This window comes from Allobosea sp. RAF48 (assembly GCF_052114025.1).
Taxonomy (GTDB): domain Bacteria; phylum Pseudomonadota; class Alphaproteobacteria; order Rhizobiales; family Beijerinckiaceae; genus Allobosea.
The window spans coordinates 194023-216125 of record NZ_JBFRDZ010000008.1; the positions used below are offsets into that span (position 1 = coordinate 194023).

General features: G+C 66.6%; 25 protein-coding genes. 8 read left to right on the forward strand and 17 right to left on the reverse strand.

The window, feature by feature from the left end:
• Positions 1-615 (forward strand): trimeric intracellular cation channel family protein, encoded by a 615-nt coding sequence (locus tag AB4Z10_RS16875; protein WP_441471533.1) that lies wholly within the window; start codon positions 1-3, stop codon positions 613-615.
• A gap of 9 nt (positions 616-624) precedes the next feature.
• Here the strand turns inward: AB4Z10_RS16875 and AB4Z10_RS16880 are convergent, their stop codons facing one another.
• The 3 genes from AB4Z10_RS16880 to AB4Z10_RS16890 all read right to left on the reverse strand — a co-directional run bounded on the left by AB4Z10_RS16880 (position 625) and on the right by AB4Z10_RS16890 (position 3298).
• Positions 625-1242, reverse strand: coding sequence for an alpha-ketoglutarate-dependent dioxygenase AlkB family protein (locus AB4Z10_RS16880; protein WP_441471534.1), 618 nt, complete (start codon positions 1240-1242; stop codon positions 625-627).
• Positions 1243-1244: 2 nt separating this feature from the next.
• Positions 1245-2051 carry a 4-hydroxy-tetrahydrodipicolinate reductase gene (gene dapB / locus AB4Z10_RS16885; RefSeq protein WP_441471589.1) on the reverse strand — a complete coding sequence of 269 codons (807 nt, stop codon included), beginning with the start codon at positions 2049-2051 and terminating at the stop codon, positions 1245-1247.
• Between the two features lie 263 nt (positions 2052-2314).
• Complete coding sequence (locus AB4Z10_RS16890) at positions 2315-3298, reverse strand: Tim44 domain-containing protein (RefSeq protein ID WP_441471535.1); 984 nt, start codon at positions 3296-3298, stop codon at positions 2315-2317.
• A gap of 194 nt (positions 3299-3492) precedes the next feature.
• Here AB4Z10_RS16890 and AB4Z10_RS16895 point away from each other — a divergent pair, with 194 nt between their 5' ends.
• Entirely contained in the window at positions 3493-3792 is a 300-nt protein-coding gene (locus tag AB4Z10_RS16895) for a hypothetical protein (RefSeq protein ID WP_441471536.1), read from the forward strand.
• A 584-nt stretch (positions 3793-4376) separates the two neighbouring features.
• On the forward strand, positions 4377-5528 hold the full coding sequence (locus tag AB4Z10_RS16900) for an extensin-like domain-containing protein (RefSeq protein WP_441471537.1): 1152 nt from the start codon (positions 4377-4379) through the stop codon (positions 5526-5528).
• Between the two features lie 9 nt (positions 5529-5537).
• On the opposite strand, the gene mepA is transcribed toward AB4Z10_RS16900, so the two are convergent.
• Positions 5538-6476, reverse strand: coding sequence for a penicillin-insensitive murein endopeptidase (mepA, locus tag AB4Z10_RS16905; protein WP_441471538.1), 939 nt, complete (start codon positions 6474-6476; stop codon positions 5538-5540).
• Positions 6477-6739: 263 nt separating this feature from the next.
• Between mepA and AB4Z10_RS16910 the strand changes: the two genes are divergently transcribed.
• Positions 6740-6910 (forward strand): DUF3309 family protein, encoded by a 171-nt coding sequence (locus AB4Z10_RS16910; protein WP_441471539.1) that lies wholly within the window; start codon positions 6740-6742, stop codon positions 6908-6910.
• Positions 6911-6953: 43 nt separating this feature from the next.
• Here the strand turns inward: AB4Z10_RS16910 and lhpI are convergent, their stop codons facing one another.
• From lhpI to rpsA, 6 genes are all read right to left on the reverse strand, one after another.
• Positions 6954-7901, reverse strand: a complete 948-nt coding sequence (lhpI, locus tag AB4Z10_RS16915) for a bifunctional Delta(1)-pyrroline-2-carboxylate/Delta(1)-piperideine-2-carboxylate reductase (protein ID WP_441471540.1) — start codon at positions 7899-7901, stop codon at positions 6954-6956.
• On the reverse strand, positions 7901-8239 hold the full coding sequence (locus tag AB4Z10_RS16920; RefSeq protein ID WP_441471541.1) for a LapA family protein: 339 nt from the start codon (positions 8237-8239) through the stop codon (positions 7901-7903). Before AB4Z10_RS16920 ends, lhpI begins: the two co-directional genes overlap by 1 nt.
• A 38-nt stretch (positions 8240-8277) precedes the next feature.
• On the reverse strand, positions 8278-8562 hold the full coding sequence (ihfB, locus tag AB4Z10_RS16925) for an integration host factor subunit beta (protein WP_149133844.1): 285 nt from the start codon (positions 8560-8562) through the stop codon (positions 8278-8280).
• Positions 8563-8590: 28 nt separating this feature from the next.
• A complete protein-coding gene (sppA, locus tag AB4Z10_RS16930) occupies positions 8591-9562 on the reverse strand; it encodes a signal peptide peptidase SppA (RefSeq protein WP_441471542.1) in 972 nt (323 codons plus the stop codon).
• A gap of 173 nt (positions 9563-9735) precedes the next feature.
• Entirely contained in the window at positions 9736-11025 is a 1290-nt protein-coding gene (locus tag AB4Z10_RS16935; protein WP_441471543.1) for an Hsp70 family protein, read from the reverse strand.
• A gap of 221 nt (positions 11026-11246) precedes the next feature.
• Positions 11247-12950 carry a 30S ribosomal protein S1 gene (gene rpsA / locus AB4Z10_RS16940; RefSeq protein WP_441471544.1) on the reverse strand — a complete coding sequence of 568 codons (1704 nt, stop codon included), beginning with the start codon at positions 12948-12950 and terminating at the stop codon, positions 11247-11249.
• Between the two features lie 352 nt (positions 12951-13302).
• Between rpsA and AB4Z10_RS16945 the strand changes: the two genes are divergently transcribed.
• Positions 13303-13860, forward strand: a complete 558-nt coding sequence (locus tag AB4Z10_RS16945) for a LemA family protein (RefSeq protein WP_441471545.1) — start codon at positions 13303-13305, stop codon at positions 13858-13860.
• Between the two features lie 38 nt (positions 13861-13898).
• Positions 13899-14972 (forward strand): M48 family metallopeptidase, encoded by a 1074-nt coding sequence (locus tag AB4Z10_RS16950; RefSeq protein WP_441471546.1) that lies wholly within the window; start codon positions 13899-13901, stop codon positions 14970-14972.
• Here the strand turns inward: AB4Z10_RS16950 and AB4Z10_RS16955 are convergent, their stop codons facing one another.
• Both AB4Z10_RS16955 and AB4Z10_RS16960 read right to left on the reverse strand, forming a co-directional pair.
• Positions 14973-15881: an NHL repeat-containing protein gene (locus AB4Z10_RS16955; protein ID WP_441471547.1), complete on the reverse strand. Its 909-nt coding sequence runs from the start codon at positions 15879-15881 to the stop codon at positions 14973-14975.
• Between the two features lie 4 nt (positions 15882-15885).
• The gene (locus AB4Z10_RS16960; protein ID WP_441471548.1) at positions 15886-16494 is read right to left on the reverse strand and encodes a 2-hydroxychromene-2-carboxylate isomerase; all 609 of its coding nucleotides are present in this window, start codon (positions 16492-16494) and stop codon (positions 15886-15888) included.
• A 244-nt stretch (positions 16495-16738) separates the two neighbouring features.
• Here AB4Z10_RS16960 and AB4Z10_RS16965 point away from each other — a divergent pair, with 244 nt between their 5' ends.
• Together AB4Z10_RS16965 and AB4Z10_RS16970 are read left to right on the forward strand one after the other, a co-directional pair.
• Positions 16739-17971, forward strand: a complete 1233-nt coding sequence (locus tag AB4Z10_RS16965; RefSeq protein ID WP_441471549.1) for an argininosuccinate synthase — start codon at positions 16739-16741, stop codon at positions 17969-17971.
• A gap of 102 nt (positions 17972-18073) precedes the next feature.
• A complete protein-coding gene (locus AB4Z10_RS16970; RefSeq protein WP_441471550.1) occupies positions 18074-18424 on the forward strand; it encodes a hypothetical protein in 351 nt (116 codons plus the stop codon).
• Positions 18425-18517: 93 nt separating this feature from the next.
• Here the strand turns inward: AB4Z10_RS16970 and AB4Z10_RS16975 are convergent, their stop codons facing one another.
• The 5 genes from AB4Z10_RS16975 to fabA all read right to left on the reverse strand — a co-directional run bounded on the left by AB4Z10_RS16975 (position 18518) and on the right by fabA (position 21921).
• Complete coding sequence (locus AB4Z10_RS16975; RefSeq protein WP_441471551.1) at positions 18518-18763, reverse strand: DUF2188 domain-containing protein; 246 nt, start codon at positions 18761-18763, stop codon at positions 18518-18520.
• A gap of 54 nt (positions 18764-18817) precedes the next feature.
• Complete coding sequence (gene fabI / locus AB4Z10_RS16980; RefSeq protein WP_441471552.1) at positions 18818-19651, reverse strand: enoyl-ACP reductase FabI; 834 nt, start codon at positions 19649-19651, stop codon at positions 18818-18820.
• Positions 19652-19793: 142 nt separating this feature from the next.
• Positions 19794-20063: a DUF3303 domain-containing protein gene (locus tag AB4Z10_RS16985; RefSeq protein ID WP_441471553.1), complete on the reverse strand. Its 270-nt coding sequence runs from the start codon at positions 20061-20063 to the stop codon at positions 19794-19796.
• Positions 20064-20070: 7 nt separating this feature from the next.
• Positions 20071-21297 (reverse strand): beta-ketoacyl-ACP synthase I, encoded by a 1227-nt coding sequence (gene fabB / locus AB4Z10_RS16990; RefSeq protein ID WP_441471554.1) that lies wholly within the window; start codon positions 21295-21297, stop codon positions 20071-20073.
• A gap of 111 nt (positions 21298-21408) precedes the next feature.
• Positions 21409-21921 (reverse strand): 3-hydroxyacyl-[acyl-carrier-protein] dehydratase FabA, encoded by a 513-nt coding sequence (fabA, locus tag AB4Z10_RS16995; RefSeq protein WP_441471555.1) that lies wholly within the window; start codon positions 21919-21921, stop codon positions 21409-21411.
• Positions 21922-22103: the final 182 nt, after the last annotated feature.

Consider the following 22103-nt stretch of genomic DNA (forward strand, 5'->3'; position numbering starts at 1 on the left):
GTGTTCGAAGCCGCCGGCGTCGCCATCTTCGCGCTGACCGGCGCGATCGTCGCGGCCCGCAAGGGGATGGACCCGTTCGGTTTCATCCTGCTGGCAACCGTCACCGGTGCCGGCGGCGGCACGTTGCGGGACGTTCTGCTCGGGAACAGCGCGTTCTGGGTGAATGACCCATCCGATGTCGCGGTCTGCGTCGTGGTGGCGCTCAGCGCCTGGACGACGGCCTATTTCCGGCCCGGCCTCCTCGAAGGCTGGGCCGGCCGCAAGGTCCTGATCTGGGCCGACGCGGCCGGGCTCTCGCTTTTCGCCGTCATCGGCACGTTCAAGGGCCTTTCGGCTGGCGCGCCGGTTCTTTCCGCCGTGGCGCTCGGGGCCATGACCGCAAGTTTCGGCGGCATTCTGCGCGACATTCTGGCCGGCGACAGGCCGATGGTGCTCTGGAGCCGCGATTTCTATGTCACAGCGGCGACAGCCGGAGCGGCCGTCACTGCCCTGCTGGTCGGGCTCGGCCTTCCGACCGCGATCGTCATGCTGGGCGGCCTGACCGCCGGCTTCGGTCTCAGGGCCGGTTCGCTGCTGTGGGGCTGGGCATTCCCGGGCCTGCCCGGAAAGCTCTAGGGTCCGAACTCAGGGCTTCGTCACGCGCCTGAGCGTCAGATTGATCCGCCCGCCTTCCGGCAGCAGCGTCGAGGAACCGGAGAGGATCCGGTCGATGCCGTGATAGGCCAACCGCGCCTCGCCGCCGAAGAGCAGCACATCGCCGGAAGAGAGCTTGAGTGAGGTGGTCTTGCCGCCGCGTTCCGCCCCGCCGATGCGGAAGATCGCAGCGTCACCAAGCGAAACCGAGAGGACCGGGGCATCGAACTCCTGCTCGTCGCGGTCCTGGTGCAGGCCCATCTTCGCGCCACCGGCATAGAAGTTGACGAGGCAGGCCTCCGGCGGATGCGGATAGCCGGAAAGCTCGCCCCAAAGATCGAGCAAGGGCGCGGGCATGATCGGCCAGGGCTCGCCTGTCTCGGGGTGTTCAGGCTGATAGCGATACCCCCGCTCGTCGGAGACCCAGCCGAGCGGGCCGCAATTGGTCATCCGCACCGAGAACGGCTTGCCCGTCTTCGGCATGCGCGGTTGGAAGAACGGCGCCTTGCGGGCGACCGCGCGCAGTTCCGCCAGCAGCGCGGCCTGCTCCATCGGCGCGAGCCGGCCCGGCCAGTGGACGACACCCGGCGCGACGACGAGGCGGGTCATGGTCAGAGCGTATCGAGGCCGAGCACGTCGGCCATGGAGTAGAGCCCAGGCGCCCTGCCTCGCCCCCAGAGCGCCGCCTTGACCGCCCCCTGTGCGAACAGACTGCGATCCTCGGCGACATGGGCAAGCTCGAGCCGCTCGCCCGCACCGGCGAAGATCACCTTGTGGTCGCCGACGACCGTGCCACCGCGCAGGGCGGCAAAGCCGATCGTACCGGGCTCGCGCGCGCCGGTGATGCCGTCTCGCACGGCAACGCGATGCTGCGCCAGATCGACGGCGCGCCCTTGCGCCGCCGCCTCGCCCAGAAGCACCGCGGTGCCCGAGGGGGCATCGACCTTCATGCGGTGATGCATCTCGACGATCTCGATGTCCCAGTCCGTGCCCAAAGTCGCGGCGACCTTGCGCACCAGCGCCGCCAGCAGGTTGACGCCCAGGCTCATATTGCCGGAGCGGATGATCGGGGTGCGGCGCGCCGCCTCGGCCAGCCGAGCGAGATGCGCGGGCTCCAGCCCGGTCGTGCCGACGACATGCAGGATACCAGCCTCGGCGGCGAGATCGGCGAAAGCGATCGTCGCCTCCGGTGCGGTGAAATCGAGCACGGCATCCGCCGCGGCGAAGGCAGCGGCGGTATCGCTCGTCACGGCGACGCCGAGCGAGGGCAGACCGGCGAGCACGCCCGCATCGGCACCAAGGGCAGCGGAGCCTACGCGCTCAATCGCCGCCACCAGCCGGCAATCCTCGGCCTGATCGATGGCGCGGATCAGCATCCGCCCCATGCGCCCGGCGGCTCCAACGACGACGAGACGCATATCACTCATGGCAGGCAGGCTCCGGGCTCTTTCGACGGCAAAGACGCCATGGCTTGGCCAGTATCGCAATAGGCCGGTTTTCGCTAGATCGCCGCGCGTCCGGCCGGGCGCGGCAACGGCGACCTATCTATCTGTTATCGCACCGGATTGTTCCGAAAAGTGGATTCCGTCTTTCGATCCGATCCTGTGGCGGCCCACCCGAAAGCCGGACAAAACAAAACGGCCGGGTTGCCCCGGCCGCTCTGGTTTCTCACGATGGCGGATCAGGCCGCCTGCTGGATGCCCGAGAGCTTCCAGGCGCCGCCGCGCTCGCGCAGGAAGGTCCAGTATTCCTTGACCTCCTGGGACTGCGTCGGATTGCCGTCGACAACCTGGCCGCTCTTGCGATCGTAGAGCGCGTTCGTCAGGCTGAAGCGCATCGCGACGGTGGCGTAGTCGTTGTCGCCCTCGCGCCAGGCCTGGGACAGATCGCCCTGGAGCAGCTTGACGTCGGAGACGCGGTCGGCAACGCCGCGGCGGGCGTTCGCCGTCAGGTCCTCGTCGAAATACCCGAACATCTCCGGCGTGGTGCGCTGGCGCAGACCGGCCTCGTCTTCGTTCGAATAGGCGGTGTTGATCTCCCCGAGCAGGCGCTCGAAGCTGTTGAAGTCATCGCCGGCGAGCTCGATCGGCTGGGGCTGGGCGGCGGCAGCCGCGGCGCCGCCGCCGAAGCCGCCCATGCGGGCTGCGGCCGGCTGCGGCCCGTCATAACCCTGGCGGGCATAGGGCGCGCCCGCACCGGCGAGCTGAGGCTCGGACCGGCGGCGGAAGAAGCGGATGGCGAGCATCACGATGCCGGCGATCAGCGCGAGCTGCAGCAGGAAGCCGAACACGCCGGCAAGCGAAGCCAGGCCGCCGAAGAAACCCGAGCCGGAGAGCATGCCGAACAGGCCGGCGCCGAGCAGGCCCGCGCCGATGCCCATCATCATGTTGCGGGCGAAGGACGGGCGAGCCGCCTGCGCGGCAGCCGCGCCTGCGGCAGGGCCGGCAAAGGACGGCGACGGCGAGGGGGGAGCCGTGCGCTGGAAGGTCTGGGCGCCACCCGGCGTCGTGTTGGTCGCAGGCGGCGCGCTGTTGGTGAACGACCCGCGGCTGCCCGAGCTGCGGCCGCCGCCCGGACGGGCTTCGGCAACGAGCGGCACGAGCAACAGGGCCCCGGCGACCAGGGCGACGGCACGTCCACGACGGGCGAGCGAAATCAGAGACATTGTTCCTCCCGGAGCCCACCATGGGCCCACCGGCCCAGAATATGGAGAGCGATTGCATTCCACGCAAGGCCTCGGCCGGCTAACAGACTGAAATCTCTTACTCTTTCAAATCAGTACATAATCATTCGTCGCGATCGGGCACGCATGGTAAAATGGTCGCCGACCTCGCCATGCTAAAGGCAGGGAGAGAGCCCATGACCGGATCCGGACCGAGGCCTCACCGACATCGGGCGCTGCGCTGGCTGCTCGCGCTCGCCGTGTTGTTCCTGATCAGCGAAGCCGCTGCAGCTGGCGAAACAGCCGTCGCGCTCGACCCGCCGCGTCTCGCGCAGGCGCCGGAGCCGCTCTGCTTCTGCTGGAACGATGGCCGCAAGATCGCCGAAGGATCGAACTCCTGCATCAGGACCACTCAGGGCCGCCGGCTGGCGACCTGCGGACGGGTCGTGAACATGATGTCCTGGCAGATCACCGAAACACCCTGCCCCGAAAGCTGAGGCGCAGCGAGCGACCCTGCATCAAAACAGAAGCGCCGCCGGGATGTCCCGGCGGCGCTGCATTTTCATGACTCTTGTGGTCCTAGCGACTTCGAGACTGACCCCGTCAGAACGCTCCCAGAACGATTGCCATCATGAACACGAAGGCCGCACCCATGATCCATCGGTCGAGACGTAGCGTGATACTCATCACACCCTCCTCCTGTCATTGACCTGTCGCGGAAGCTAGCAGAACTGACGGGGGCCGCAAGGGGGCGAGACGGTGGCGGCGCAACGGCGGAGGCTAGATCATCCTTAAAACTTGCTTAAAGCACTGATTAGATTTGGGGATATTTCGAAAGAGAAAACGTCGCAGAAGCGTCTTCTCACACCCCTCGCCTCGCCGGCGCCATGTTTCTCCACCGGGCTTCGCCGGCTGATCTTCACCGCGACTGGGAGCTGCTGCCCGGTCGCGCCCGGCACCGACGGTTAACGCGCCGCCAGCCCGAATTAAGGGCCGGTTCACCACCCCGTCAAAGTTAATCCGGCTGTGGCGGCCGGGGCGCAGTCGGTTGAGAAACCGTTCACCAAACGCTTCGCATTTGATGGGTATGCGACGCGCAAAACTCGCCCTCTTCGCACTTGGTCTGGTCGGCGCCGCCGGCCTGGCCGGCTGCGGCAAATTCCAGAAGCCGCAGCGCGCTCCCTGGCGCGACCAGGCCGAAGCAACCTGCATGGCCTCCGGCCAGGTGCAAATCTCGAGTTATGTCAGCCTGCGTGGCAAGGCGATCGACGGCCCCGGAATCTGCGGCATGCAGCAGCCGCTGAAGGTCACGGCCCTGCAGAACGGCAGCGTCAGCCTGACGAGCCCGGCCCTGCTCGCCTGCCCGGTCGTGGCGACGACCGACCAGTGGTTCGCCGAGGTCGTGCAGCCCGCCGCGATGAACATCCTTGGCGCACAGGTGATCGAGATCCGGTCCGGCTCCTATTCCTGCCGCGCGATGAACAACGGCACCTACACGACGCGCACGTCGGAGCATGCCTATGGCAATGCCGTCGACGTCTTCTCCTTCCGGCTGAACGACAACCGCGTCGTCACCGTCAAGGACGGCTGGCGCGGCTCGCCGGAGGAACAGAACTTCCTGCGCGAGATCTTCGTCGGCGCCTGCACCTATTTCGGCACCGTGCTCGGCCCCGGCGCCGATCCGATGCATTACGACCACCTCCACATCGACCTCGCCCGCCACGCGAAGGGACGGCATATCTGCAAGCCGATCATCAAATACACGCCGAACTACAACCTGCCTCCGCCGGACCCGGCCCGGCCCTATTCCTCGGCTCAGAACGCCCCGGCATCTCCGCGCGGCAGTGCGCCGGCTGCCACGGCCTATGCCAGCGGGCCGCTGCTACGCCAGCCGAACGAAGGCCTGCGTCCGCCCGGCGCCGTGCAGGGCGGCTATCCGGTCGCGAACAACGGGCGAGGCCAGGACAACAGCCTCGACGCACAGCAGCGCTTCCTGGAGCAATATGACGCGCGCCAGCGCCAGGGACGCTTCCAGCCTCAGCCCTTGCCAAGCGAAACGCGCGGGCCGCTCGCCCTGCCCGGCGCGGTCGAGCCCTCGGAGGAGGAGGCCGCCCTCGGCGATGGCGGCGGCTCGGGCGTCGTCGACCAGCAGGGCTCCGAGGAGGCGATGCCGATCAACCCCGAGCACGACCCCTTCGCCTACAGCTCAGGGCGCGTACCGCGGAGGCGCTGAGGCGAGACCTCAGTGCGAAACGAGCACCTGGCGGCATTCCGGCGGCAGGGCATCGAGCGACATCGGCGGCTTGGGCTTCGGCTTCGGACCCGGCTTGGGCTTGGGCGGATTGAAGATCGCCTGATACTGGCGCTCGACCCAGCCGCTCAGCTCCGCCCCGCAACCATCGCCGAAATTCGGCGGCTCCTGGCCCTGGCAGCTCGCCATGCCGGCCGGGCAGGCCATGCGGATGTGGAAGTGATAGTTGTGGCCCCAGATCGGCCGCACCTTATCCAGCCAGCTCTTGTCCGCCCCGGCCTCCCGGCAAAGTGCAACCTTGAGCGCCGGATTGACGAAGATGCGCTCGACGCGGGGTTCGGCGGCAACAGCCTTGATCAGGCGCGTATGGGCCGGGGTCCAGTTGCGCGGATCGACGTCACGCCAGTCGGCGCGGGCCATGTTGACCGCTGGCATGTTCTCGCGCCCCTCGCGGTCGATCCGGCCCTTCGGCATCGGCGTGAGCCAGACATCGGCATCGAGCCCGATCTGATGCGAGGCGTGGCCGGTGAGCATCGGACCGCCGCGCGGCTGCGACATGTCGCCGACCAGAAGGCCCGGCCAGCCGGTGATGCGAGGCACGTCGCGGGCGAGCTTTTCGAGGTAATCGATCAGGACCGGATGGCCCCAGTTGCGATTGCGGTTGAGCCGCATCACCTGCCAGCTCGGCCCGTCGACCGGCAGCGCCTCGGCGCCGGCAAGGCAGCCGCGGGCATAGGAGCCGATGGCGCGCGCCTGCATGCTCGCCGGCGTCGTCTTCTGGCCGAAGAGCGCACGGGCGGCATCAGGATAGGCGGCGATGTTGGCGGCCCGCGTCTTCGCCTCCTGCTCGGCGGTCGACTGTGCCAGGGCGGCGGTCGGCAGGAGAGCCAGCGACGCGAGAAGGGCGGCGATTCGGGAGGTATTGCGCATGACGGCAGAATCGCCGCGACCTTCGGCGGCGGTCAAGCGCGACGGCTGGGCAGGCGGCGCGGCGAATTGCAGCCTCGGGCCGAGGGGACGGAAAGCGGCCTGCTCTTCCTGCAATCCGAAATGAGGAAATGGGGCGACCCGATCCGGGGGGCCCGCATCAAGCTCGAATGATCCCGAAGGCCTTTGCTCGGAACCGACCATTTCCGGACGGCGTTTCCCGTTGGAACGCCCCCCACAGGGGCACCGATTTACGGGAGCTTACCATGTCCACCGTCCTGATCGTCCTGCTCGTCATCCTGCTGCTTGGCGGCGGCGGGTATTACGGCCACCGCAGCTACGGCACTGCCGGCCTCGGCGGCGTGCTCGGCCTTGTCCTCGTCATCGTGCTGATCCTGTGGCTGCTCGGAGCCATCGGCGGCGCGCCTATGGCGTAGCCGCGCGCAGTTGATCGGCAGGGATCGCGCTACGGCTCAGGCGTCAGGCGCGATTGTCCCAGACCGCGATGGCAGCCGCCAGATCCTCGAGCGCGACGCCGACCGACTTGAACAGCGTGATGCCGCCGCCCTCGATCTGGCCGGCGATCCTGCCATGGCAGAGATCGGCCAAGGTGCCTGCGACCTGGTCGGCGCTGTAGCTGCCCTCGGCAATCGCGACGGCGACATCGCCGCCCTCGTCGATCGCCTTGCTGGAATCGACCACGACACGGGCACGATGCAGCGCATCGGCATCGGCCTCGCGCATCTGCATGGTGAAGCCGCCGATGAGATCGAGATGCGCCTCGCGCTTCAGCCAATGGCCGTGGATCAGCGGTTCGGTCGCATTGGTGGCGCAGGAGATGATGTCGGCGGTGCGCGCCTCGCCTTCGAGATCGATGGTGGCACGGGCTTCGATGCCATCCTTCGCCAGTTCGGCGACGACAGCCTCGGCCGCCTCCGGACGGCGGGCCCAGATCGCGATCTCGGTCAGCGGCCGGACCGAGCGATGCGCCTTGATGATGAAGGGCGAAAGCGCGCCGGCCCCGACCATCAGCATGCGACTGGCTTCCGGATTGGACATGTAGCGCGAAGCCAGGGCCGAGGCAGCGGCGGTGCGCCAGGTCGTCAGGCGGTTGCCGTCCATCACCGCGAGCGGCGCGCCGGTTTCGCCATCCATCAGCAGATAGGCGCCCATCACGCCGGGCAAGTTGCGGCGGCCATTGCCGAAGAAGACCGAGACGATCTTCGTACCGATATAGGGCTTGTCGACATCCGGCCCGCTCCAGGCCGGCATGGTCAGCAGAATGGCGCTTTCCTCGCCCGGCCGCTCGATCGCGTATTGCCCGCGCTTGGGGGCGATGACCTCGCTGCGGAACGCGTCATCGAGAATGTCGATCAGGGCGGGGTAGCTCAGGGCGGCGTCGATCTCGGCCGCATCGAAAAGGCGCATCAATTACGTCCGCTGGTCAGGGCCGGCAGGGCAGAATCGGGAACGGCGGAACGCAGGGCCTGCGTCTCGGAGCGCAGGGTCTCGACCTCGCGACGATTGCGGCGCGCAGCCTTGCGGTGCTTGCCCTGGGCGACCCAGGACGCCAGGCCGCCGACAAGGACGCCGACGGCGATCGCCGCCAGCACCACGGCGAAGAGCGGCAGCTCATAGGAGAGCGCCGGCAGGTCCCGGCTGAAGGGATCGAGAGAAACCCGCACCGGCGCGCGGTTCGCCACCGAAAACAGCACGATCAGCAGCGCGACTGGAACCAGCACCAACGCCTTGAGAAAGGCCTTCATCACGTTCTCCGTGCCGGCAGGAACGGCCGGCTCTCGGCTTACGACTTGCCGTTGAGGCGCAGCCGCAGCTCCTTGCCCGTCTTGAAGACGGGGACGAACTTCTCCTCGACCTCCACCGCATCGCCCGTGCGGGGGTTGCGGCCGACGCGGGCGGAGCGCGCCTTGCGCGAGAAAGCGCCGAAGCCACGCAACTCCACCCTGTCGCCGCGCGCGAGAGCCTTCACGACCTCGTCCAGGATGGCCGAGACGATGTTCTCGATGTCGCGCTGATAAAGGTGGGTGTTCTGATCAGCGATCCGCTGAACGAGTTCGGATTTAATCATCGCCGGAGTATAACCATTTGTATCAACATCACTTTTCAGCGGCAGGCTGCCAGAGCGCCAAGGGCGCGTCAAGCCGCAAGCCGACCGGCTGGTCCGCGGCCCGCGCGATCGTCGCGGCCAGTGCCTCGAGCCCCGCGCCGCGCGCCATCGCCTCGGCCAAGCTCCATAGGCCAAAGGAGGAGGATTCGCTGCGGCGACGCCAGTCCCGCACCTTGAGATCCTTGGCGACGCCCCTCTCGCTTTCGAGCCAGGCGATCGCCTCGGTCTCGCCGCCGATCTGGTCGACCAGCTTCAGCGCCTGTGCCTGGCGGCCGGAATGGACCCGCCCGTCCGAGACGGTGGCCAGTTCGGCGTCGGCGAGGTGACGTCGGTCGCGCACCATCTGCTTGAACCAGGCGTAGTTGTCGTCGACGACGCGCTGGAGCGCCTCGCGCGCCTCCGGAGAGGTCGGCTCGAAGCCGCTCGGCGCGGCCTTGAGCGGGCTCGACTTGATCGACTCGACCTTGACGCCGACCGTATCGAGCAGATGCGAGACATTGGGGAACTGGAAGAGCACGCCGATCGAACCGACGAGCGAGGTCTGGCGCGCGACGATGCGGTCCGCGCCCATGGCAGCGATATAGCCGCCGGAAGCAGCGACGCCGTCGACCACGGTGACCATCGGCTTCTTGGCCGCGAGCTGGCGCAGCGCCGTGTGCAACGCCTCCGAGCCGGAGGTGGTGCCGCCAGGGCTGTCGACCCTGAGAAYGACGGCCGAGACGACGCTGCTGTCCTCGACCGACTTGATCAGGTCGAGCGTGCGACGATCGCCGGAGATGAAGCCGGAGACGGTGACGCGCGCGATATGCGCGCTCGACAGGCTCACGGGGCTATCGCCCCTCCAGGCGAGGCCGCCGACCACTGCGGCGACGATCACACCGAGCACGGCAAGCACGCGCCAGAGCGTCAGCTTGCGCCGCAGGCTGCGGCGATCGGCGAGCAAGTCGGCATCGGACGACATCGGGCACTCCTGGAGCATGTTCCAACCGACTTGGCGGTCAGAGCATGCTCAACTTTTTGATTTGGCGCGAATTCTTTTCGCTCGACCGATCCCGGCCGAACGGAAAGCGAGCGGCGGCTGCGGGTCCGTGATGTAGACCCGACATGCCGGGCCGGCAAGGCGCGAGCTTGCCTTCAGGCCGCGACCGAGACGCGCGCCCGGTCGAGCGCGAGCAGCGCGAGGCCACTCGCGACCGAGCGGAAGGCATCGCCGATATGCACCTTCCCGGCGCCGAAACGTCGATCGAACAGGCTGCGCACCGCCGGGACATAGGAGGTTCCGCCGGTCATGAAAACCGCCTCGATGCGATCCCCGCCGAGACCGGCCTCCGCCAGAGCGCGGTCGAGCGCGGCTTCGATCGCGCCGACGTCGTCGGCGATCCAGCGCTCGAAATCGGTGCGGCGGATCTGCTTCTCGATGGTGACGCCCATCTGGCCGAAGCTCAGCGTGGTCGCCTCATTGTCGGAGAGCGCGACCTTGGCGGCAGAAACGGCGCGATAGAGCTCGTAGCCGAGATCGTATTCGATCACCGTCAGCAGGTCCTCGAGCTTGCCGGGCTCGACCGCCTCGCGGATCAGGGCATTGAGCTCCGCCATGGTCTCGCGGCTCTTCATCAGCGAGAGCTTGTGCCATTGCGCGAAGGCGGCGTGATAATGCGCGGGGACCGGCAGGAGCTTGCCGAAGGAGCGATAATCCGTGCCCTTGCCGAGCGCCGGCGAAACGGCGTGCTCGATGATGCGGTAGTCGAAGGTGTCGCCGGCGACGCCGACACCGGCGTGGGAAAGCGGGATGGCTTCAAGCCTGCCGCCCTCCCCCGGCTCAAAGCGCATCACCGAGAAGTCGCTGGTGCCGCCGCCGAAGTCGGCGACCAGCATGGTCTGCGGCTCCTTGAGATCGCGTGCGTACCAATAGGCGGCGCCTAGCGGCTCATAGGCGAAATCGACTTGGCTCATCCCGGCCTTGCCGTAGGAGGCCTTGAGGCGGGCGACCGCGAGCTCTTCGTCGGGCCGTTCGCCGGCGAAGACGACCGGGCGGCCGGATATCAGTGGCAGCGCGTCATGACCGGCGAGGCCCGCCGAGAGATCGGCCAGGAAGACGCCGATCAGATCCTCCAGCCGGAAAAGCTTGCCGAACAGCCGGGTTTCCTGAAAGGCGCGGCTGGAAAGATGGGTCTTGAGCGACTGCAGGAAGCGGTGCTCGGCGGTCATTCCCAGCGCCATGTCGAGCGCATCGGGGCCGCTGACATGGGTGACGCGGGTCTCGGGCGGGCGCCCCTCGCGCCAGAACATCAGCGCCGAGCGATAGGCGTCGACCGCGCCCTGCCTGGTGACGAAGGAGCGTGTCATGACCGAGCCGTCCGCTCCCGCCAACGCGACGACGCTGTTGGTGGTGCCGAAGTCGATGCCGATAGCGGCGGGGGTCATGGCGGGCTCCTTTCGCGAGATGGACAGGCCAGCCCTCATCCTGAGGAGCGGGCGCAGCCCGCGTCTCGAAGGATGTTCCAGAGCGCACTGGAGCATCCTTCGAGACGCCGCTGCGCGGCTCCTCAGGATGAGGGCTGAGGATAATCAGCCGAAACAAAAGCCCGCGCGGATTTCTCCGCGCGGGCCGAATTCGAAGGCCGGCCGCTTCCGCGGCCGAAACCTCACTTCTTGTCGGTGGCCTTCTTGAGCGCGGCGCCCAGAATGTCGCCGAGCGAGGCGCCGGAGTCGGACGAACCGAACTGGGCGATCGCCTCCTTCTCCTCAGCCATCTCCAGAGCCTTGACCGAGACCTGGATCTTGCGGGCCTTCTTGTCGAAGAGCACGACGCGGGCGTCGATGCGCTCGCCGGCCGCGAAGCGCTCGGGGCGCTGCTCGGAGCGATCGCGGGCCAGCTCGGCGCGCTTGATGAAGGTCATCATGTCGGTGTCGGCGATCTTAACGTCGAGACCCGACTCCTTCACCTCAACCACCTCACAGGTGACGATCTGACCCTTCTTGAACTCGCCGGCATCCACGAAGGGATCGCCGCCGAGCTGCTTCAGGCCGAGCGAGATACGCTCCTTCTCGACGTCCACATCGAGAACGACGGCCTGCAGGACGTCGCCCTTCTTGTATTCCTCGATGACCTGCTCGCCCGGACGGTTCCAGTCGAGATCCGAGAGATGGATCATGCCGTCGATATCGCCTTCGAGACCCAGGAACAGGCCGAACTCGGTCTTGTTCTTGACCTCGCCCTCGACCGTCGAGCCCGACGGGTGCTGCTCCGCGAAGAGCTCCCACGGGTTGCGCAGGGTCTGCTTGAGGCCGAGCGAGATGCGGCGCTTGACCGGATCGACCTCGAGGATCGCGACGTCGACTTCCTGCGAGGTCGAGACGATCTTGCCGGGGTGGACGTTCTTCTTGGTCCAGGACATCTCGGAGACGTGGATCAGGCCTTCGATGCCCGGCTCCACTTCGACGAACGCGCCGTAGTCCGTGATGTTGGTCACGCGGCCCTTGAGGCGGGTGCCGACCGGGTAACGCTCGGCAATGCCATCCCACGGATCGGCCAGCAGCTGCTTGATGCCGAGCGAGATGCGGTGCGTGTCCTGGTTGATCTTGATGATCTTGACCTTGACCGTCTGGCCGATGGTCACGACCTCGGACGGATGGTTCACGCGGCGCCACGCCATGTCGGTGACGTGCAGCAGGCCGTCGATGCCGCCGAGGTCAACGAACGCACCGTATTCGGTGATGTTCTTGACGACGCCGTCGATGACCTGGCCCTCTTCGAGCGAGGCGACGAGCTCGGAGCGAGCCTCGGCGCGGGTCTCTTCGAGGACGGTGCGGCGCGACACGACGATGTTGCCGCGGCGACGATCCATCTTGAGGATCTCGAAGGGCTGCGGCTGGCCCATCAGCGGGCCAACGTCGCGGATCGGGCGGATGTCGACCTGCGAGCGCGGCAGGAAGGCCACGGCGCCGTCGAGGTCGACGGTGTAGCCGCCCTTGACGGTGTTGAAGATCATGCCGGTGACCTTCTCGCGGGCCTCGAAGGCCTTCTCGAGCTTGACCCAGCTCTCTTCGCGACGAGCCTTGTCGCGCGAGATGACGGCTTCGCCGAGCGCGTTCTCGATCCGGTCCAGATAGACCTCGACCTCGTCGCCGACGTTCAGTTCCTGCTCACGGCCGGGGCCGGTGAATTCCTTGAGCGCGACGCGACCTTCGGTCTTCAGACCGACGTCGATGATCGCCATATCCTTCTCGATGGCGACGACCTTGCCCTTGATGACGGAGCCTTCGAGGGCCTCGTTCCGGGTGAAGGACTCTTCGAGCAGGGCGGCGAAATCCTCGCGACCCGCGCTGTAGCTTTCAACTGCAGACATGTAATCTCCTGGGAGCCGGCCGCGTATCCCGCGGATGTCCGGCTTGGGCGCCTGGGCTGGTGTTGCGTTCCGGACCGCTACCGTCAGCTTCTCCTCTCGGAGGAATCCCGCCCCGATATACTCGGGGCCGGAGGCGCCATGCCGCCGGTTCGATCCGTATCCAAAGGGCCCGCTTCCAGCACGAAACGGGAGCAGGTCTCGAAGACCGCCCCCGGCGCATGATCGATCACGGCCCTTCGGACAAGGGCGATGTAATCCACTCCGGTCGTCAGAGCAAGCTTTCTGCCGCTTTTCCGAGGTCTCCGGCCGTGCCAGTGTGCATGCTCTAGGGCCGGCACAAGGGGAGCTTTGCATGGGCTGGGTCATACTCGGGCTGATCGTGGCCCTCGTCGTCTATGCGATCATGACCTATAACGGGCTCGTGACGATGCGGCAGCGCGTCAACCAGGCCTTCGCCGACATCGACGTCCAGCTCAAGCAGCGCCACGACCTGATCCCCAACCTCGTCGAGACGGTAAAGGGGTATGCGACACATGAGAAGTCGACGCTCGACGCGGTGATCGCCGCCCGCAACGCCGCCCAGGGCGCCAGCGGCGTGCACGACAAGGCGGCCGCCGAGCAGCAGCTTTCCGGTGCCGTCGGGCGGCTGCTGGCGCTGGGCGAGGCTTATCCCGACCTCAAGGCCAGCGCGAACTTCCAGCAGCTGCAGGTGGATCTCGGCAATGTCGAGGACAAGCTCGCGGCGGCGCGGCGCTTCTTCAACAATGCGGTCGGCGAGTTCAACGCGGCGATCCAGGCCTTCCCGGCCGTGCTGTTCGCCCCGCAGATGGGCTTCACGCAGCGCGAATTCTTCGATGTCGGCGAGACCGCGCGTGCCCAGATCGAGGTCGCGCCGAGCGTGAAGTTCTAGCGCAAGACTGCCGGCGGCAGGCAGGGGGAGCGCGAGCGATGGCTCAGGCCTTCGGGCTCTATACCCATCAGCGCAACAACCGGATCAGGTCCAACCTCCTGATCGCCGGGCTCTTCCTGCTCGTCTACCTCACCGCCTGGGGCCTGCTGCTGATCGCGTATGGCTATGGCGGCGTGCCGCGCGGGCAAACCGTCTTCGGCGAGGCGAACCGCATCTTCCGCTCCTGGTTTCCCTTCATCACGCTGGCGACGATCCTCTGGATCTTCGTCGGCTTCCGCATCAATGTCGCGCTGATCGGCGCGGTGACCGGCGCCAGGGGCATCACGCAGGCGGACAACCCCAAGCTCTACCGGATGCTGGAGAATCTCTGCATCTCGCGCGGCCTGTCGATGCCCAGGCTCGCCATCATGGAGAGCGATGCGCTCAACGCCTTCGCCAGCGGCGTGAACGACAAGCAGTTCACCGTGACCGTCACCAGCGGCTTGCTGGCACAGCTCAACGACGCCGAGGTCGAGGCGGTGCTCGCCCATGAGCTGACCCATATCCGCAACGGCGATGTCCGGCTGATGGTGGTCGCGGTGGTGATCGCCGGCGTGGTCTCCTTCATCGGCGAGATCGTGTTCCGCGGTTTCGGCCGCAGCAGGATCAGGGTTTCGTCGGACGATTCCAAGAAGGGCAACGGGCTGGCGATCGTCATCGGCGTCGCGGTGATCGCGATTTCCTGGTTCCTGGCCGTACTGATCCGGCTGTCTCTGTCGCGGTCGCGCGAATATCTGGCCGATGCCGGAGCGGTCGAGCTGACCAAGAACCCGGATGCGATGATCTCGGCCCTGCTCAAGATTTCCGGCCGGGCCGACATCGACGGCATTCCCTCCGGCGTGATGGACATGTGCTTCGAGAACGACCCCGACGATTTCGCCGATCTGTTCTCGACCCACCCTTCCGTCACCAAGCGCGTGCAGGCGCTGATCGAGACAGCGGGCGGACGCATGCCGGAGATGCCGCCGCACCCGCCCAAGCTCGCCGAACGTCAGGACCTGCAGACCATGGTGGAGGAGACGGCGGCGCGCGGCCCCTGGTCCCGCCCGCCGGCAGCGCCCGGCCAAGGCTGATCAGGCGACGACCAGCTTCGCGGGGTCGATCTCGAAAACGAGCGGATAGAAGGTGCTCCAGCGGTTCCAGCGCTGCGTCCCGGCCTCGCTGACCGCCCAGAGCTTGCCGTCCGGCGCGCGGCCGAGGTCTTCGATGCCGCCGGGGGCCGCGTAACGCGCCAGGACGGCGCCGGTGCGGCTGTCGAGCCTCGACAGGTATGCGGGTCGATTGCCGGCGCTCTGCGATATCCAGATGCTCCCGTCATCGCCGAAGGTCGCGCCCTGCGCGAGGAGCGGCAGCGGGATGGTCGCCGCCGCATCCGCGAGGCCGATCGCCGCCTCGCTCCCGGACAGCACCCGGGCGACCGGCACGGCATGGAGGCTAGGCATGCCCTCGCGGCGGAAGGGACCGAACCAGAGCCTGTCGCCGGATGCAGCAAGGAACGAAGGTCCCATCGCCTTGTCGACGCGCGCCTCCTTCAGCGGCACGCATTCGCCAACGCGGCAGGATTCCTTAAAATCGAGCGCGAGCAGACGTCCCGAATTGGCAACGAACAGCGTGTCCTTGACCATGGCGAGGCCACCCGGATGGCCGTAGGTCGCCGGCAAGGCGAAGCTACCGAGCAAACGCCCATCGGTGCGGGACAGGCGAAAGAGCTGGGACGGACCATTGTCCTGATCACGCTCGCTGCTGCGATAGGCGGCGATCAGGATCTCGTCGCGATAGACCGTCAGGCCCTGGGGAATGTAGCCTTCGTTCAGACCCGGAGACCAATAGCGGCGGCCGATGGCAGGCTCATTGGGCACGGCGCTGAGTTCGCGCATATCGTAGCCCGGCGCGTCGCCGGACAGGGACGGGCGCGCCAGCGCAGCGGGAGCCAGAAAGAAACCTGCGCCCGCCGCCAGGAGCCGGCGGCGATCCACGATCACGATTTCAGCGCCCGTCCTGCGCCCATTCGAGCGCTTCCTCCAACCGATCGTCGCCCCAGAACAATTCACCATCGCCGGCGACGAAGAAGGGCGCGCCGAAGATGCCGATGGACTTGGCATATTCGATCTCGGCTTTGAGCCGGCCCTTGACCTCCTCGCTGCGCGACAGCGGCAGCGCGACATTGGGATCGCTGCCGGCCTCCTTCAGCGCCGCCGTCAATACGGCTTCCTCCGCGATGTTCTTGCCTTCGCAGAACTGGGCCCGGAACAGAGCCCGCGAAAAGACCGGCGTCCACCCCGCTTCGCGGCCGGCCAGCGCCAACCGCGTCGCGGTCAGCGAATTCTGGGGAAAATTGTCGGGCTTGATGAAGCTGAACCCCTGCCGCCGGGCGCGCCGAGCCGTGTCGCGCCACATGTAACGGCCCTTGCTGGGGAAGAGTGCGAAGGGCGAGCTGTTCCAACCCTGCGCAGCAAAGATCGGCCCCAGCAGGAAAGGCCGCCAGCGCAAGGAGACACCGGCCTCCTCGGCCAGCTTCTCGATTCTGAGTGCACTCAGGCAGGAATAGGGCGACGCGAACTCATACCAGAAGTCCAGAACGGGACGATTCGGCATTCAGCCTCCGAACAGGTCGTCATCTCGTGTCGCGCATCGATGAGCCTGCGCCCTCCGAAGCACGACCGCAAGCGCCGCGAACGGGCGCTATCGGAAAGTGGGACGACGCCGTCGCCAACGCCGACCCATCACAGGACGACGCGGGATCGATCAGAAGGTTCCGATTGCTTCGCCCCGAACCCTGCGATAGTGCGCCATTGCGTCCGAAACGCGGCCCGCGGGCCGCCAGCAGGAAATTGATCAGATGGCTGACAGCAGCGTGAAGAAGGTCGTCCTCGCCTACTCCGGCGGACTCGACACCTCGATCATCCTCAAATGGCTGCAGACCACCTATCGATGCGAGGTCGTGACCTTCACGGCCGATCTCGGTCAGGGTGAGGAGCTCGGCCCTGCCCGCGACAAGGCGCTGCTGCTCGGTATCAAGCCGGAGAACATCTATATCGAGGACCTGCGCGAGGAATTCGTGCGCGACTACGTCTTCCCGATGTTCCGGGCGAATGCCGCCTATGAGGGCGTCTATCTGCTGGGAACCTCGATCGCGCGGCCGCTGATCGCCAAGAAGCTGATCGAGATCGCCGAGAAGACCGGCGCCGACGCCGTCTCCCACGGCGCCACCGGCAAGGGCAACGACCAGGTCCGCTTCGAGCTCACCGCCTATGCGTTGAAGCCCGATGTCGTCGTTATCGCGCCTTGGCGGGAATGGGATCTGCGCTCGCGCGAGCAGCTCATCGCCTTCGCCGAGCAGCACCAGATCCCGATCGCCAAGAACAAGCGCGGCGAGGCCCCCTTCTCCGTCGACGCCAACCTGCTGCACGCGTCCTCGGAAGGCCGTGTGCTGGAGGATCCGGCGGTCGAGGTGCCCGATTACGTCTATTCGCGCACGATCTCGCCGGAGGACGCGCCGGACACCCCGACGATCGTCACGGTCTCCTTCGAGAAGGGCGACGCGGTCGCGATCGACGGCGAGAAACTCTCGCCGGCGACGCTGCTCGCCAAGCTCAACGATCTCGGCCGCGACAACGGCATCGGCCGGCTCGACCTCGTCGAGAACCGCTTCGTCGGCATGAAGAGCCGCGGCATGTACGAGACGCCCGGCGGCACGATCCTGCATGCGGCCCATCGCGCCATCGAATCGATCACGCTCGACCGCGGCGCGGCGCATCTCAAGGACCAGATCATGCCGCAGTACGCCGAGCTGATCTATAACGGCTTCTGGTTCTCGCCGGAGCGCGAGATGCTGCAGGCGCTGATCGACAAGAGCCAGGAATTCGTCACCGGCGACGTCCGCCTCAAGCTCTACAAGGGCGGCGTCCACGTCATCGGCCGCTCTAGCGACTACTCGCTCTACGATCAGGACCTCGTCACCTTCGAGGAAGGCGCCGTGGCCTATGACCACCGCGACGCGGCAGGCTTCATCAAGCTCAACGCTCTGCGCCTGCGCACGCTGGGCCAGCGCAAGAAGAAGCTCGGTCTCTGAGCCCTCTCCTACGAAAGCCCGCCTATCGGCGGGCTTTCTTTTTTGAACCGACGGCCTCCTGAAGCGTTCAGCACTCTCCATTATCGATGTGAGTGCTTCTGCATGCTCCGCTGCCTCGCCGCCGTTCTGATCTCCACCGCGCTATCGGCTTCCGCCTTCGCACAAGAAGTCCCACCGAAGAGCGAGAAGCCGGCCACGCCGGAAATCGCGACCTGCAAGGCAGCGGCGCTCCAGACGCTCCACGCCAGGGAGCCGGAGATCAAGGACATCTATATCGACGAGGACGGCACCACGGTCGCAGTGTCGGAATCGAAGATCGAGACCATTCCGGTTACGCGCATCGTGATGGGTGAGGCCTATCTCCGGACCGACCGCTCCGACAAGCCCCGCCGTTTTCTCTGCCTCCTCGGCGAGAACAGCAAGGTGCTGCTGACCTTCTTCACCGCGCGCTGAAGCCGCATCCGATCGCGTTTCGGTTCGATCGGCGCGTGCCCCAGAGACGCTCCCGGCCTGATCGGCTTGGATCGGAGGCGAAGCGCACCGCCTCTAGGGCTCGTCGATGACCTCGGTCGCGGGCCGGTCGTGGCCATCGGCCAGTTCCTGGTGCCACTGGCCGTCCTTGTCCTGATAGACGATGCCATCGGTGTGGCCGGCGACCATCTGACGTGCCGCCGCCCGCGTGGCGGCCTTCAGCGCCGCCTCATGCGAACGGAAGGTTTCCGACAACACGTCGCCGACCTTATAGGCCCACCCGCCATCGTGCTCGACGATCTCGTACTTGACCAGGGCCATCGCACGTCCTCCTTCCGATCCGGGGAGAACGATGGTCCCGCCGCAGGGTTCCGTCTACTCCCCGTTGCCGCTGTCGGCGGCGCGCAGGCTGTCGAGCGTCGGCATCGAAGTGATGTGATAGCCGGCGTCGATGTGGTGGATGTCGCCTGTTACACCACCCGACAGGTCAGAAAGATAGTATAGAGCCGAGCCGCCGATCTCATCGAGCGAGACGGATTTGCGCAGCGGCGAGTTGGCCCGCTGCCAGGACAGCATGGCGCGCGCATCCGAGATGCCGGCACCGGCCAGCGTCCGCACCGGCCCGGGCGAGAGAGCGTTCACGCGGATGCCGCGCGGGCCGTAGTCACCGGCGAGATAGCGCACGCTCGCCTCGAGCGCCGCCTTGGCCACGCCCATGACATTGTAGTTCGGCATGATCCGGGTCGAGCCGCCATAGGTCAGCGTGATCATGCTGCCGCCCTTCGGCATGCGGTCCGCGGCGCGCTTGGCGATCTCGGTGAAGGAGAAGCAGGAGATCACCATGGTGCGCGAGAAGTTCTCGCGCGAGGTGTCGGCATAGAGCCCCTTGAGCTCGTTCTTGTCGGAGAAGCCGATGGCGTGGACGACGAAGTCGAGCGTGCTGCGCTCGGGATCGCCACCCCAGGCCTCGTCGAGAGCCGCAAAGGCCGCGTCGACGGAAGCGATGTCCTCGACGTCGCAGGGGATGACCAGATTCGAGCCGAGGCTTTCCGCCAGCGGGCGGACGCGCTTGCCCAGCGCATCGCCCTGATAGGTGAAAGCGACCTCGGCACCATGCGCGTGAAGGGTGCGGGCAATGCCCCAGGCAATCGAGTTCTGGTTGGCGACGCCCATGATGAGGCCGCGCTTGTTATGCATCAGCGGGAGCATGGCACACTCTGAGAGAGATCTTCAGGAACGGGTCGGATGGCGGGAGAGGAGGAAAACGCTCGGCAACTCTGGCTCGTCAAGCCTGAACGGCATCTGCGGATTGCACGCCCGTTGCACGGGCGGCGAACGTGACGCAGCACAACTAGGATTTCAGCACCGCGGCAGCCGCCGCCTTCGACGCCGCTACAGGGACGATCTCGAAGCGGGCAAGATCGCTCCACCGCAGAACCCATTCCTGCAGCAGAGCGACATCGTCGCATTCCATGATCTGGAAGCAGCGTCCCAGATCGGCGGCGACCCAGCTTTCGACGTAGCGCAAGCCTTCCGGCGCCATACGCCCGCGCTCATGGAAGCGGGCGTAGACATCCTTCACGCGGGCCTGATCGAAATGCTCGATCACCATGAAGAGCATGGCGGCCTCAGGCCTCCAGGCGCTTCATCACGATGGTGGCGTTGGTGCCGCCGAAACCGAAGGAGTTCGAGAGGACGCAGCCGAGTCCGGCATTGTCGATGCGCTTGCGCACGATCGGCATGTCGGCAAAGGCGGGGTCGAGCTCCTCGATATGGGCGCTCTCGCAGATGAAATCATTGTTGAGCATCAGCAGCGAGTAGATCGCCTCCTGCACGCCGGTCGCGCCGAGCGAGTGGCCGGTGAGCGACTTTGTCGCGGAGATCGGCGGGCTCTTCTCGCCGGCGCCGAACACGGCGCGGATCGCCTCGATTTCCTTGGCGTCGCCGACCGGGGTCGAGGTGCCGTGCGGATTGATGTAGTCGACCTTGGCCTTCACACCCTGCAGCGCCATGCGCATGCAGCGCTCCGCGCCCTCGCCCGAGGGGGCGACCATGTCGTAGCCGTCCGAGGTCGCGCCATAACCGACGATCTCGCCATAGATCTTGGCGCCGCGCGCCTTGGCGTGCTCCAGCTCTTCCAGCACGACGACGCCAGCGCCGCCGGCGATGACGAAGCCGTCGCGCCGGACGTCATAGGCACGGGAGGCGACCGACGGCCGATCGTTGAAGTCGGAGGACATCGCGCCCATGGCGTCGAAGAGGACGGAGAGCGTCCAGTCCAGCTCCTCGCAGCCACCGGCGAAGATCATGTCCTGCTTGCCCCACTGGATCAGCTCGTAGGCATTGCCGATGCAGTGGTTGGAGGTCGCGCAGGCCGAGGAGATCGAATAGTTGACGCCCTTGATCTTGAACCAGGTCGCGAGCGTGGCCGAGGCGGTCGAGGACATGCCCTTCGGCACGGCGAAGGGGCCGACCTTCTTGGAGGAGCCGCTCTCGCGGGCCTTGTCATAGGCGTCGATCAGCGCGCGGGTCGAGGGACCGCCCGAGCCCATGACGATGCCGGTCCGCTCGTTGCTGACTTCGGCCGGTTCGAGCCCGGCATCGACGATCGCCTGCTCCATCGCGACCTGATTCCAGGCCGAACCGCCGCCGTGGAAACGCATGGCACGCCGGTCGAGCACGGTCGCAGGATCGAGCGTGGGAACGCCCGCGACCTGGCTGCGGAAGCCGTGCGCGGCGAAGTCGGCGACATGGGAAATGCCCGATTTCGCTTCGTGCAGCGAGGCCAGGACCTCCTGCGTGTTGTTGCCGATGGACGAGACGATGCCCATCCCGGTGACGACGACGCGTCTCATGCTCGCTTCACTCCAGCTGTGAGCACGCGGCGGGCTGGCCCGCCGCTCTGGATTCGTACCGCGCAAATGGACCTCGCAGCAGCAGCGCGCAAGGTCGCGGTGCGTTTTTCCTCAGGCCGATTCCGGCTTGAACAGGCCGACGCGCATGTCGCTGACCGTATAGATGCGCTCGCCGTCCGCCTCGAGCCAGCCATCGGCAATGCCGAGCACGAGCTTCGACTTGAAGACGCGCTTGAAGTCGACGCCATAGACGACCCGCTTGACCGTCGGCAGCACCTGATCGGCGAACTTCACCTCGCCGACGCCGAGCGCGCGGCCGCGGCCCGGCAGGCCGAGCCAGCCAAGGAAGAAGCCGGTGAGCTGCCAGAGCGCATCGAGGCCGAGGCAGCCCGGCATCACCGGATCACCCTTGAAATGGCAATCGAAGAACCAGAGGTCGGGCTTGATGTCGAACTCGGCACGGACGAGGCCCTTGCCGTGCTCACCGCCCTCTTCGGCGATCTCGGTGATGCGGTCGAACATCAGCATCGGCGGCAGCGGCAGCTGCGCGTTGCCCGGCCCGAACAGTTCCCCGCGGCCACAGGCGAGGATCTCCTCGTAGCTGAAAGACGACTGACGCTGCATTCCCGTTCCGCTCCTTTGCGCCGGCTGGATTCGGCACGGCATATTCTGCGCCGTGCCTAACACAGCGGGAACCCGAAACGAAAGGGCGCAGGCGCGCCGACCCACACGCCAGCGTCAAAAACAGCCGCAGCCATGCGCCAGATCAAAGCGGACAGGGCCTTCATCCGCTAGGAAGTCGGTGT